This window comes from Salmonella sp. SJTUF15581, assembly GCF_043356775.1.
GTDB lineage: Bacteria > Pseudomonadota > Gammaproteobacteria > Enterobacterales > Enterobacteriaceae > Salmonella > Salmonella enterica.
On record NZ_JBEUJY010000001.1, the window covers coordinates 566,827 to 580,190 of the forward strand.

Annotated in this window: 11 protein-coding genes; all 11 read left to right on the forward strand. The window is 53.1% G+C overall.

All coding sequences use genetic code 11. The features are described 5' to 3' along the window. The first annotated feature begins 535 nt into the window (after positions 1-535). On the forward strand, positions 536-1,480 hold the full coding sequence (gene leuO / locus ABVN36_RS02705; protein WP_001115420.1) for a transcriptional regulator LeuO: 945 nt from the start codon (positions 536-538) through the stop codon (positions 1,478-1,480). Positions 1,481-1,801: 321 nt separating this feature from the next. Continuing rightward, positions 1,802-3,526 (forward strand): acetolactate synthase 3 large subunit, encoded by a 1,725-nt coding sequence (gene ilvI, locus ABVN36_RS02710; protein ID WP_023139002.1) that lies wholly within the window; start codon positions 1,802-1,804, stop codon positions 3,524-3,526. Positions 3,527-3,528: 2 nt separating this feature from the next. After that, positions 3,529-4,020: an acetolactate synthase small subunit gene (ilvN, locus tag ABVN36_RS02715; RefSeq protein WP_001563086.1), complete on the forward strand. Its 492-nt coding sequence runs from the start codon at positions 3,529-3,531 to the stop codon at positions 4,018-4,020. Positions 4,021-4,303: 283 nt separating this feature from the next. After that, the gene (cra, locus tag ABVN36_RS02720) at positions 4,304-5,308 is read left to right on the forward strand and encodes a catabolite repressor/activator (RefSeq protein ID WP_000762406.1); all 1,005 of its coding nucleotides are present in this window, start codon (positions 4,304-4,306) and stop codon (positions 5,306-5,308) included. Positions 5,309-5,913: 605 nt separating this feature from the next. Continuing rightward, positions 5,914-6,372, forward strand: coding sequence for a division/cell wall cluster transcriptional repressor MraZ (gene mraZ, locus ABVN36_RS02725; RefSeq protein WP_000488294.1), 459 nt, complete (start codon positions 5,914-5,916; stop codon positions 6,370-6,372). Between the two features lies 1 nt (position 6,373). Beyond that, complete coding sequence (rsmH, locus tag ABVN36_RS02730) at positions 6,374-7,315, forward strand: 16S rRNA (cytosine(1402)-N(4))-methyltransferase RsmH (RefSeq protein ID WP_023139001.1); 942 nt, start codon at positions 6,374-6,376, stop codon at positions 7,313-7,315. Continuing rightward, on the forward strand, positions 7,312-7,677 hold the full coding sequence (gene ftsL, locus ABVN36_RS02735; protein ID WP_000625651.1) for a cell division protein FtsL: 366 nt from the start codon (positions 7,312-7,314) through the stop codon (positions 7,675-7,677). Before rsmH ends, ftsL begins: the two co-directional genes overlap by 4 nt. A gap of 15 nt (positions 7,678-7,692) precedes the next feature. Further along, positions 7,693-9,459 carry a peptidoglycan glycosyltransferase FtsI gene (gene ftsI, locus ABVN36_RS02740; RefSeq protein ID WP_000642235.1) on the forward strand — a complete coding sequence of 589 codons (1,767 nt, stop codon included), beginning with the start codon at positions 7,693-7,695 and terminating at the stop codon, positions 9,457-9,459. Then, the gene (murE, locus tag ABVN36_RS02745; RefSeq protein WP_023139000.1) at positions 9,446-10,933 is read left to right on the forward strand and encodes a UDP-N-acetylmuramoyl-L-alanyl-D-glutamate--2,6-diaminopimelate ligase; all 1,488 of its coding nucleotides are present in this window, start codon (positions 9,446-9,448) and stop codon (positions 10,931-10,933) included. Before ftsI ends, murE begins: the two co-directional genes overlap by 14 nt. After that, complete coding sequence (gene murF / locus ABVN36_RS02750; protein ID WP_000626634.1) at positions 10,930-12,288, forward strand: UDP-N-acetylmuramoyl-tripeptide--D-alanyl-D-alanine ligase; 1,359 nt, start codon at positions 10,930-10,932, stop codon at positions 12,286-12,288. The genes murE and murF overlap by 4 nt, the downstream gene beginning before the upstream one ends. Next, positions 12,282-13,364 (forward strand): phospho-N-acetylmuramoyl-pentapeptide-transferase, encoded by a 1,083-nt coding sequence (mraY, locus tag ABVN36_RS02755; protein WP_000964138.1) that lies wholly within the window; start codon positions 12,282-12,284, stop codon positions 13,362-13,364. The genes murF and mraY overlap by 7 nt, the downstream gene beginning before the upstream one ends.

Here is a 13,364-nt window from a genome sequence, read left to right on the forward strand (position 1 = left end):
TTGTGCTGGGCTGCGCGTCCAATAAAGGATAAAAGAACGAGTGGACATTCATACTTTTCATTGTTTGAAATATTTAGGCATTTTTGTTTGCAAATTGGTTAGGGGAATGGCCTGTTAAAGGTATGCTAAAGGTTTGGTTTATCTTTTTGATTTGTTTTATATTTTAACAAATAACCTTGTTTACTTAATGGATAAGGATAAAGTTATTGATAAATTAATGTTAACTTTTTAGCTATTAATAATATAAACATTTAATTGAAACTTAAATGATCATTCACTTGGTGTATGATTGTGTATTCGCCATAGTTATGGTTATATTGCTTGCGTAATTTAAACATTATGAATCGCAATGGTGTGACTCAGGACACATTACGCTTGCGCTGGCATTCTATTTGTCACTGTCAGCGTCTTTATGTTTTCCGAATTTTAACGCTTTCCCTTTTTCTTATTTTATATGCATGGTAAATCATATTTTCAGGAATTATTTCTGCCTTCAGCCAGAAAAAGGGAGTTAAGCGTGACAGTGGAGTTAAATATGCCAGAGGTCAAAACCGAAAAGCCGCATCTTTTAGATATGGGCAAACCACAGCTTCGCATGGTTGATTTGAACCTATTGACCGTGTTCGATGCGGTAATGCAAGAGCAGAATATTACGCGCGCCGCCCACACGCTGGGAATGTCGCAGCCTGCGGTCAGTAACGCCGTAGCGCGTCTGAAGGTTATGTTTAATGACGAACTTTTTGTTCGATATGGACGAGGAATTCAGCCGACTGCCCGTGCATTTCAGTTATTTGGTTCAGTCCGTCAGGCGTTGCAATTGGTGCAAAATGAATTGCCGGGATCGGGGTTTGAGCCGACCAGCAGCGAACGTGTATTCAATCTTTGCGTGTGCAGTCCGCTGGATAATATCCTGACGTCACAGATTTATAATCGTGTAGAAAAAATTGCGCCAAATATTCATGTCGTTTTTAAAGCGTCGTTGAATCAGAATACTGAGCATCAGCTACGCTATCAGGAAACCGAGTTCGTTATTAGTTATGAAGAATTCCGTCGTCCTGAGTTTACCAGCGTACCGCTATTTAAAGATGAAATGGTTTTAGTCGCCAGCCGAAAACACCCGCGTATTAGCGGCCCGCTACTGGAAGGCGATGTTTATAATGAACAACATGCGGTTGTTTCTCTCGATCGTTATGCGTCATTTAGTCAACCGTGGTATGACACGCCGGATAAACAGTCGAGCGTGGCTTATCAGGGCATGGCACTTATCAGCGTTCTGAACGTGGTTTCGCAGACGCATTTGGTCGCTATTGCCCCGCGCTGGCTGGCGGAAGAGTTTGCGGAGTCGCTGGATCTGCAAATATTGCCGTTGCCTTTAAAACTGAATAGCCGGACATGCTACCTTTCCTGGCATGAAGCGGCTGGGCGTGATAAAGGGCACCAATGGATGGAAGATTTATTAGTTTCTGTTTGTAAGCGATAAAACCGGGCAGAATAAATCAGAAACAAATTCTGGTTTATTCTGCTTTTTTGTGTATATCAAAAATTTTATGCTGATTTAACGGTGAGCGATTCTTTTCGTCGTTGTGAAAAATAGATGAATTGCTGTAAGTCTGCATTTATAAGCGATTATTTATTACCTGGTGTGATTCAGACGGAGTATTTCTCCATTTCTTCTCTTCTTGCCTCCTGATTATTCTAACCTTCCCCATCTTTACGTCATTCCACCCAATTGCCAGGCGTGATAGCGAGCGGTTAAGGTGTCCGTCAAACCGTGATGACAGGTATAAAGTGGAGGCAAGCCGTGGAGATGTTGTCTGGAGCCGAGATGGTCGTCCGATCGCTTATCGATCAAGGCGTAAAGCAGGTGTTCGGCTATCCTGGAGGCGCAGTGCTTGATATTTATGATGCGCTACATACCGTTGGAGGGATCGATCATGTGCTGGTGCGTCATGAGCAGGCCGCGGTGCATATGGCGGATGGCCTGGCGCGAGCCACTGGCGACGTTGGCGTGGTGCTGGTGACTTCCGGACCGGGAGCGACCAATGCGATTACCGGGATTGCTACGGCCTATATGGATTCCATTCCGCTGGTGATTCTTTCCGGCCAGGTCGCCACCTCATTGATTGGCTATGATGCCTTTCAGGAGTGCGACATGGTGGGGATTTCCCGACCGGTGGTCAAACATAGCTTCCTGGTCAAACAGACGGAAGATATTCCCCAGGTGCTTAAAAAGGCCTTCTGGCTGGCGGCAAGCGGACGTCCTGGGCCGGTGGTCGTGGATCTGCCGAAAGATATTTTGAATCCGGCGAAAAAAATGCCGTATGCCTGGCCGGAGACGGTCAGTATGCGCTCTTACAATCCCACAACATCAGGACATAAAGGACAAATTAAGCGAGCCTTGCAAACGCTGGCGTCGGCAAAAAAGCCGGTGGTCTACGTTGGGGGAGGGGCGATAAGCGCGGCCTGCTATGTGCCGCTGCGTCACATCATTGAAACCTTTAACCTGCCGGTGGTCTCTTCATTAATGGGACTGGGCGCGTTTCCTGCTACTCATCGCCAGTCGTTAGGAATGCTGGGAATGCATGGCACTTATGAAGCCAATATGACCATGCATAACGCCGACGTGATTTTCGCTGTTGGCGTACGATTTGACGACCGCACGACGAATAATCTCGCTAAATATTGTCCGAACGCGACGGTATTACACATCGACATTGACCCGACGTCCATATCCAAAACGGTTAACGCTGATATCCCGGTGGTGGGCGATGCCCGCCTGGTACTGGAACAAATGCTGGAGCTACTGGCGCAGGATGCGCCGTCTCAGCCGCAGGATGATATTCGCGACTGGTGGCAGCAGATAGAGATCTGGCGCGCCCGTCAGTGCCTGAAATATGACGCGGAAAGCGAAAGCATTAAACCCCAGGCGGTGATTGAAACCCTCTGGCGTCTGACGAAGGGCGACGCGTACGTGACGTCCGATGTAGGACAACACCAGATGTTTGCTGCTCTCTATTACCCGTTCGATAAACCACGTCGCTGGATTAATTCCGGCGGACTCGGCACGATGGGTTTTGGCCTACCGGCTGCGCTGGGCGTTAAAATGGCCCTGCCGAAAGAAATGGTGGTCTGCGTGACCGGCGATGGCAGTATACAGATGAACATTCAGGAGCTGTCGACAGCCTTACAGTATGAACTGCCGGTACTGGTTCTGAACCTGAACAACCGTTATCTGGGGATGGTGAAACAGTGGCAGGATATGATCTATTCCGGTCGCCATTCTCAGTCTTATATGCAGTCGTTACCGGATTTTGTGCGCCTGGCGGAAGCATATGGCCATGTCGGGCTGCAGATTAACCGTCCGGATGAGCTGGAAAGTAAACTCAGCGAAGCCCTTGAGCATGTGCGTAATAACCGACTGGTGTTCGTCGATGTCACCGTTGATGGCAGCGAGCATGTCTATCCGATGCAGATTCGCGGGGGCGGGATGGACGAAATGTGGTTAAGCAAAACGGAGAGGACCTGATGATGCGCCGGATTTTATCGGTATTACTGGAAAACGAATCTGGGGCGTTATCGCGGGTTATCGGCCTCTTTTCGCAACGCGGATATAATATTGAAAGTCTGACCGTCGCGCCGACAGACGATCCGACGTTGTCGCGCATGACTATCCAGACGGTAGGCGATGAAAAAGTGCTTGAGCAAATTGAAAAGCAACTGCACAAGCTGGTTGATGTGCTGCGCGTCAGCGAGCTGGGACAGGGAGCGCACGTTGAGCGGGAAATCATGCTGGTGAAAATCCAGGCCAGCGGCTACGGACGGGAAGAGGTGAAGCGTAATACGGAAATTTTCCGTGGTCAGATTATTGACGTTACGCCAACGCTGTATACCGTTCAACTGGCGGGCACCAGCGATAAACTGGATGCTTTTCTGGCCTCGCTGCGCGACGTGGCGAAAATTGTTGAAGTGGCGCGTTCAGGCGTCGTCGGGCTTTCGCGCGGCGATAAGATTATGCGCTGAGCAGATTCGCCGGATGACGACGCGGTTGCGTTTTATCCGGTCTACAGGCTGATATCTGGCCCAGGTCTGATAAGCGTAGCGCCATCAGGCAGGTTTGCCGGATATCAGCCAACAGGAATTATCGCCCAACCCAATATCACCGGTTGGGCTTTTTTTTGCGAAATCCGTGGTAACCCGGAATAAAAGCGGTTGCCGGAGTGATCAAACTGCGCTTAGATGTTAACGATTTTAACCCATGCCGACATAAAGGTTATGGTTTGTACAATTTACACAAGGGGCAATTGTGAAACTGGATGAAATCGCTCGGCTGGCCGGTGTCTCGCGCACAACTGCAAGCTACGTTATAAACGGTAAAGCAAAGCAATACCGCGTGAGCGACAAAACCGTAGAAAAAGTCATGGCGGTAGTGCGTGAGCACAATTACCATCCTAACGCTGTGGCTGCCGGGCTGCGTGCTGGACGCACACGTTCCATTGGTCTGGTGATCCCGGACCTTGAAAACACGAGCTACACCCGTATCGCAAACTATCTTGAGCGCCAGGCACGCCAGCGTGGCTACCAACTGCTGATCGCCTGTTCTGAAGATCAGCCGGATAACGAAATGCGCTGCATTGAGCACCTTTTGCAACGCCAGGTGGATGCAATCATTGTTTCAACTTCGTTACCGCCGGAGCATCCCTTCTATCAGCGCTGGGCCAACGATCCGTTCCCCATCGTCGCGCTCGACCGCGCGCTGGATCGCGAACATTTCACCAGCGTGGTCGGCGCCGATCAGGATGATGCCGAGATGTTGGCGGAAGAGCTGCGTAAATTCCCGGCGGAAACGGTGCTTTATTTGGGCGCGCTGCCGGAGTTGTCCGTCAGTTTCCTGCGCGAGCAGGGGTTCCGCACCGCATGGAAAGACGATCCGCGGGAGGTGAATTTCTTATATGCCAACAGCTATGAGCGCGAAGCCGCCGCGCAGCTGTTTGAGAAATGGCTGGAAACGCATCCTATGCCGCAGGCGCTCTTTACGACATCATTCGCGCTATTACAGGGCGTGATGGACGTTACGCTGCGGCGCGATGGAAAACTGCCCTCGGATTTGGCGATTGCGACCTTCGGCGATCATGAGCTGCTGGATTTTCTGCAATGCCCGGTACTGGCGGTGGCGCAGCGTCATCGTGATGTCGCGGAACGCGTGCTGGAGATTGTGCTGGCAAGTCTTGATGAACCGCGTAAACCGAAACCCGGCTTAACGCGTATTCGGCGAAACCTGTATCGTCGCGGCATTCTGAGCCGTAGCTAGAGGACCGGCGGTAAAAGACTCTCTCTTCTGCCGCCGTCAAACAAATGCGTATCAGTAAAAATATCCCTTAAATAATTAAGATTATTCCTTAAAATTATCCGAAAATTCTTTTTTATTACCTTTCTTTTGTCCGAAATCGTCCATATTCCACTAATTAAGACGTAACGAGTCTTTTCCTTTGTCTTGTTTTGTTACAAGCAGGCAAGAAATCGTCGAATTAACAGCCACTTTTTGTCTTTGGCGCGACAGTCGCTCGTAGGCGCTGGTATAGCAGGCGCTGCACACGTTAAACAGGCACTGTTAACACGGTGCAATATGTCCTAAAATGCCGCTCGCGTCGCAAACTGACACTTTATATTTTTCTCGGATTATATTGAGTCCGTTTTAAACGGCGGTGGGTCTTTGGTTTTTTTCTTACAAATATTCATAACGTTAATTTGGCTTGCACGCTGGGTGGAAATTAATCAACGCAGATATTCGCCGTAAACATTGGCTTTTTTACTTAGGTAAGCGTTGTGACTTGCTTGACAAGCTTTTCCTCCGCTCCGTAAACTCCTTCGAGTGGGAATTTGTGGGATAAAGTGGTAAGAAGGGGTGAGACTGGCATGTTCCGGGGGGCAACGTTAGTCAATCTCGACAGTAAAGGGCGCCTGACCGTGCCGACCCGTTATCGGGAGCAACTGATCGAGAGCGCTACCGGTCAAATGGTATGTACCATTGACATCCATCACCCATGCCTGCTGCTTTACCCCCTGCCTGAATGGGAAATTATTGAGCAAAAGTTATCTCGTCTGTCGAGCATGAACCCGGTAGAACGTCGCGTACAGCGTTTACTGTTGGGCCATGCCAGCGAATGTCAGATGGATGGTGCAGGTCGATTACTGATCGCGCCAGTTCTGCGGCAACATGCCGGACTGACGAAAGAAGTGATGCTGGTTGGACAGTTCAACAAATTTGAGCTGTGGGATGAAACGACCTGGTATCAACAGGTCAAGGAAGATATCGACGCTGAACAGTCAGCTACCGAAACGTTATCGGAGCGGCTGCAGGACTTGTCTCTATAAGATGATGGAAAATTTTAAACACACTACGGTACTGTTGGATGAAGCCGTTAATGGGCTGAATATTCGTCCGGATGGTATCTATATTGATGGCACATTTGGTCGCGGCGGCCACTCGCGCCTGATCCTCTCGCAACTGGGCGAAGAGGGGCGCTTGCTGGCGATCGATCGCGATCCGCAGGCGATCGCCGTTGCGCAGGCCATCAATGATCATCGCTTCTCCATCATTCATGGACCTTTTTCCGCGCTGGCTGATTATGTAGCCGAGCGCGAGCTTACCGGCAAGATTGACGGGATCCTTCTCGATCTTGGCGTCTCTTCTCCGCAGCTTGACGATGCGGAGCGCGGTTTTTCATTTATGCGCGACGGTCCGCTGGATATGCGAATGGACCCCACGCGCGGCCAGTCTGCCGCCGAGTGGTTACAAACGGCGGAGGAAGCGGATATCGCCTGGGTGCTGAAAACATTCGGCGAGGAGCGTTTTGCCAAACGTATTGCTCGCGCCATTGTTGAGCGCAATCGCGAACAGCCGATGACCCGCACCAAAGAGCTGGCGGAAGTGGTTGCGGCGGCGACCCCGGTAAAAGACAAATTCAAACATCCCGCGACCCGTACCTTCCAGGCGGTGCGCATCTGGGTAAACAGTGAACTGGAGGAGATAGAGCAGGCGCTAAAAAGCTCGCTCAGCGTACTGGCCCCAGGCGGGCGGCTTTCAATCATCAGTTTCCACTCGCTGGAAGACCGTATTGTGAAACGCTTTATGCGTGAGCAAAGCCGCGGTCCGCAGGTACCGGCGGGATTACCGATGACGGAAGCGCAGCTCAAAAAACTGGGCGGTCGTGAGTTACGAGCGTTAGGCAAGTTGATGCCGGGTGAAAAAGAGGTAGCTGAAAATCCTCGGGCCCGTAGTTCAGTTCTGCGTATCGCAGAGAGGACGAACGCATGATCAGCAGAGTGACAGAAGCCCTAAGCAAAGTGAAGGGATCGATAGGAAGCAACGAGCGCCATGCCTTGCCTGGCGTGATCGGTGACGATCTTTTGCGGTTCGGGAAGCTGCCACTCTGCTTGTTCATTTGCATCATTTTAACGGCGGTGACGGTGGTCACGACGGCGCACCATACTCGTTTACTCACCGCGCAGCGTGAACAACTGGTTCTGGAGCGCGATGCATTGGACATTGAATGGCGCAACCTGATCCTTGAAGAAAATGCGCTCGGCGATCACAGCCGGGTGGAGCGGATCGCAACGGAAAAGCTGCAAATGCAGCATGTTGACCCGTCCCAAGAAAATATCGTAGTGCAAAAATAAGGATAAACGCGACGCATGAAAGCAGCGGCAAAAACGCAAAAATCGAAACGCCAGGAAGAACAGACCAACTTCATCAGTTGGCGTTTTGCGTTGCTATGCGGCTGTATTTTACTGGCGCTGGTTTTTTTACTTGGACGCGCGGCGTGGCTACAGATTATCGCCCCGGATATGCTGGTGCGTCAGGGCGATATGCGTTCGCTGCGTGTTCAGGAAGTCTCCACCTCACGCGGTATGATTACCGACCGTTCCGGGCGTCCACTGGCGGTCAGCGTACCGGTTAAGGCGATCTGGGCCGACCCGAAAGAAGTTCATGACGCCGGCGGCATCAGCGTCGGCGATCGCTGGAAAGCGCTTTCTACTGCGCTCAATATTCCGCTCGATCAGCTCTCTGCCCGTATCAACGCCAACCCGAAAGGGCGTTTTATTTATCTGGCGCGCCAGGTAAATCCTGACATGGCGGACTACATCAAAAAACTCAAACTGCCGGGCATTCATTTGCGTGAAGAGTCCCGCCGCTACTACCCGTCAGGAGAAGTAACCGCTCACCTCATCGGTTTTACCAACGTCGACAGTCAGGGGATTGAAGGCGTTGAAAAGAGCTTTGATAAGTGGCTTACCGGTCAGCCTGGCGAGCGAATCGTGCGTAAAGACCGCTATGGCCGCGTGATTGAGGATATCTCCTCCACTGACAGTCAGGCAGCGCACAACCTGGCGTTAAGCATTGATGAACGCTTACAGGCGCTGGTTTACCGCGAACTGAACAACGCGGTGGCGTTTAACAAGGCGGAGTCCGGTAGCGCGGTGCTGGTCGATGTCAATACCGGTGAAGTACTGGCGATGGCGAATAGCCCTTCCTATAACCCCAACAACCTTGCCGGTACGCCGAAAGACGCGATGCGTAACCGTACCATCACCGACGTGTTTGAACCGGGTTCTACGGTTAAGCCGATGGTGGTGATGACTGCGCTTCAGCGCGGTATCGTCAACGAAAATACGGTGCTGAATACCGTTCCATACCGAATTAACGGCCACGAAATTAAAGACGTGGCGCGCTACAGCGAATTAACCCTGACCGGGGTTCTACAGAAGTCGAGTAACGTCGGTGTATCCAAACTGGCGTTAGCGATGCCGTCCTCAGCGTTAGTAGATACTTACTCACGTTTTGGGCTAGGAAAGGCGACCAATTTGGGGTTGGTCGGAGAACGCAGTGGCTTATATCCTCAAAAACAACGGTGGTCCGACATAGAGAGGGCCACCTTCTCTTTCGGCTACGGGCTAATGGTAACGCCGTTACAGTTAGCGCGAGTCTATGCAACGATCGGCAGCTATGGCATTTATCGCCCGCTGTCGATTACCAAAGTTGATCCGCCTGTACCCGGCGAACGCATCTTCCCTGAATCCACCGTACGCACCGTGGTGCATATGATGGAAAGCGTGGCGCTGCCGGGCGGCGGCGGCGTGAAGGCGGCAATTAAAGGCTACCGTATCGCGATTAAAACCGGTACGGCGAAAAAAGTGGGGCCGGACGGTCGCTACATCAACAAATACATTGCTTACACCGCAGGCGTCGCGCCTGCGAGTCAGCCGCGCTTCGCGCTGGTGGTTGTCATCAACGATCCGCAGGCGGGTAAATACTACGGCGGCGCCGTTTCCGCGCCGGTATTTGGTGCCATCATGGGCGGCGTTCTGCGCACCATGAACATCGAACCGGACGCGCTGGCAACGGGCGAAAAAAATGAATTCGTAATTAATCAAGGCGAGGGAACAGGTGGCAGATCGTAATTTGCGCGACCTTCTTGCTCCGTGGGTGGCTGGACTACCCGCGCGAGAACTGCGAGAGATGACGCTCGACAGCCGTGTGGCTGCGGCGGGCGATCTCTTTGTGGCAGTGGTGGGTCATCAGGCGGACGGGCGTCGATATATCCCGCAGGCGATAGCGCAAGGCGTAGCTGCCATTATTGCAGAGGCGAAAGACGAGGCGAGCGACGGTGAGATTCGCGAAATGCACGGCGTACCGGTCGTCTATCTCAGCCAGCTCAATGAGCGTTTATCTGCGCTGGCGGGCCGCTTTTACCATGAGCCATCTGAAAACATGCGTCTGGTGGCGGTGACCGGCACCAATGGCAAGACCACCACCACCCAACTACTGGCGCAGTGGAGCCAGTTGCTCGGCGAAACCAGCGCAGTGATGGGAACGGTAGGCAACGGACTGTTGGGTAAAGTGATCCCGACGGAGAACACAACCGGTTCCGCTGTGGATGTTCAGCATGTGCTGGCCAATCTGGTTGCGCAGGGCGCGACCTTCGGCGCGATGGAAGTCTCTTCTCACGGCCTGGTGCAGCATCGCGTGGCGGCGCTGAAATTTGCCGCCTCCGTGTTTACTAATTTGAGCCGCGACCATCTCGACTATCATGGCGATATGGCGCATTACGAGGCGGCAAAATGGATGCTTTATTCCACCCACCATCACGGTCAGGCAATCGTCAACGCCGATGATGAAGTTGGACGCCGCTGGCTGGCGTCGCTACCCGATGCGGTCGCGGTATCAATGGAAGGGCATATCAACCCTAACTGTCACGGTCGTTGGCTGAAAGCGGAGGCGGTGGAGTACCACGACCGCGGAGCGACGATTCGTTTTGCTTCAAGCTGGGGTGAAGGCGAAATCGAAAGCCGCCTGATGGGCGCGTTTAACGTCAGCAACTTACTGCTGGCATTGGCGACGCTGCTGGCGCTGGGCTATCCGTTAACGGATTTGCTGAAAACCGCCGCGCGTTTGCAGCCGGTTTGCGGGCGTATGGAAGTGTTCACTGCGCCAGGCAAACCGACGGTGGTGGTGGATTACGCGCACACGCCGGATGCGCTGGAAAAAGCGTTGCAGGCGGCGCGCCTGCACTGCGCCGGAAAATTGTGGTGCGTCTTTGGCTGTGGCGGGGATCGTGACAAAGGTAAGCGCCCACTCATGGGGGGCATTGCCGAAGAATTCGCGGATATCGTCGTGGTGACTGACGATAACCCGCGTACCGAGGAGCCGCGCGCCATTATCAACGATATTCTGGCCGGAATGCTGGACGCCGGGCAGGTCAGGGTAATGGAAGGCCGCGCTGAGGCGGTAACCAATGCCATTATGCAGGCAAAAGACAATGACGTCGTGCTGATTGCAGGTAAAGGGCACGAGGATTACCAGATTGTCGGCACGCAGCGTCTTGATTATTCAGACCGCGTGACCGCAGCGCGTTTGCTGGGGGTGATCGCATGATTAGCGTAACGCTCAGCAAAATTGCCGATGTCCTTGGCGCCGAACACCGCGGGGCGGATCTCACGCTCGATACGGTCATTACCGACACACGGAAAGTAACGCCGGGATGCCTGTTCGTGGCGCTGAAAGGGGAACGCTTTGATGCGCATGATTTTGCCGATAAAGCAAAAGCGAACGGCGCTGGCGCCCTGCTGGTCAGTCGTCCTCTGGATATCGATCTCCCGCAGGTGATTGTAAAAGACACGCGTCAGGCATTTGGCCAACTGGCCGCCTGGGTACGTATGCAGGTACCGGCGCGGGTGGTGGCGTTAACCGGTTCGTCCGGCAAAACCTCGGTCAAAGAGATGACCGCCGCGATTCTGAGCCAGTGCGGAAATACTCTGTATACCGCAGGCAATTTTAACAACGACATCGGCGTGCCGATAACGCTGCTGCGCTTAAACCATGATTATGACTATGCGGTAATCGAGTTAGGCGCTAATCACCAGGGAGAAATCGCCTGGACCGTTAGCCTGACGCGCCCGGAAGCGGCGCTGGTCAATAACCTGGCGGCGGCGCATCTGGAAGGTTTCGGCTCGCTGGCCGGCGTGGCGAAAGCGAAAGGCGAAATCTATACCGGTTTGCCTGAGAACGGTATCGCGATTATGAATGCCGATAATAATGACTGGCTGAACTGGCAAAGCATTATTGGCGATCGTCAGGTGTGGCGCTTTTCGCCGAATGCGGCAAACAGCGACTTTACCGCTGCGAATATCCACGTGACGTCACACGGTACCGAATTTACCCTGCAAACGCCGATGGGCAGCATTGATGTGCTGCTGCCGTTGCCGGGGCGGCACAATATTGCCAACGCGCTGGCGGCCGCTGCTTTATCAATGGCGGTGGGGGCGACGCTGGCGGCGGTTAAAGCAGGGCTGGCGGCGTTAAAAGCCGTACCCGGGCGTCTGTTCCCGATTCAACTAAGTGAAAACCAACTGGTACTGGATGACGCTTATAACGCCAACGTCGGTTCGATGACCGCCGCAGTGCAGGTCCTTTCTGAAATGCCCGGCTACCGCGTGCTGGTGGTAGGCGATATGGCCGAGCTGGGCGCAGAAAGCGAAGCGTGCCACCTCCAGGTTGGCGAGGCCGCAAAAGCGGCGGGTATTGATCGCGTGTTAAGCACCGGAAAACTCAGTCAGGCTATCAGCCACGCCAGCGGCGTCGGCGAACATTTTGCCGATAAAGCCGCGCTCATTGCGCGTTTACACGCTCTGCTTCAGGAGCAACCGATGATGACTATTTTAGTGAAAGGATCACGCAGCGCCGCGATGGAAGATGTGGTTCATGCGTTACAGGAGAAAGGTTCATGTTAGTTTGGCTGGCCGAGCATTTGGTCAAATATTATTCCGGCTTTAACGTCTTTTCTTATCTGACGTTTCGCGCCATCGTCAGCCTGTTGACCGCGCTGTTCATCTCTTTATGGATGGGCCCGCGTATGATCGCTCGTCTGCAAAAACTCTCTTTTGGCCAGGTGGTACGTAACGATGGCCCGGAATCGCACTTCAGTAAACGCGGTACGCCGACGATGGGTGGCATCATGATCCTGACGGCGATTGTGATTTCCGTTCTGTTATGGGCTTACCCGTCTAACCCGTACGTCTGGTGCGTGCTGGTGGTATTGATTGGCTACGGCATTATCGGTTTTGTCGATGACTACCGCAAAGTGGTGCGGAAAGATACCAAAGGGCTGATTGCGCGCTGGAAATATTTCTGGATGTCGGTTATCGCGCTCGGCGTGGCCTTTGCGCTTTATCTCGTCGGGAAAGACACGCCCGCGACCCAACTGGTGGTGCCGTTCTTTAAAGATGTTATGCCGCAATTGGGGCTGTTTTACATTCTGCTGTCCTACTTTGTCATCGTCGGTACGGGGAACGCCGTGAACCTGACCGACGGGCTTGATGGTCTGGCGATTATGCCGACTGTCTTCGTTGCCGCCGGCTTTGCGCTGGTGGCCTGGGCGACCGGGAACATGAACTTCGCCAATTACCTGCATATTCCGTATTTACGCCATGCGGGCGAGCTGGTGATTGTCTGTACGGCGATTGTCGGCGCGGGATTAGGATTCTTGTGGTTTAACACCTATCCGGCGCAGGTTTTTATGGGCGATGTCGGATCGCTGGCGTTGGGCGGCGCGTTGGGCATTATCGCCGTGCTGCTGCGTCAGGAGTTCCTGCTGGTGATCATGGGCGGCGTCTTTGTGGTGGAAACTCTGTCGGTCATCCTGCAGGTGGGTTCCTTTAAACTACGCGGACAGCGTATTTTCCGTATGGCGCCTATCCATCACCACTATGAACTGAAAGGCTGGCCGGAACCGCGCGTGATTGTGCGCTTCTGGATTATTTCGCTGATGCTGGTGCTGATTGGCCTGGCAACGCTGAAGGTACGTTAA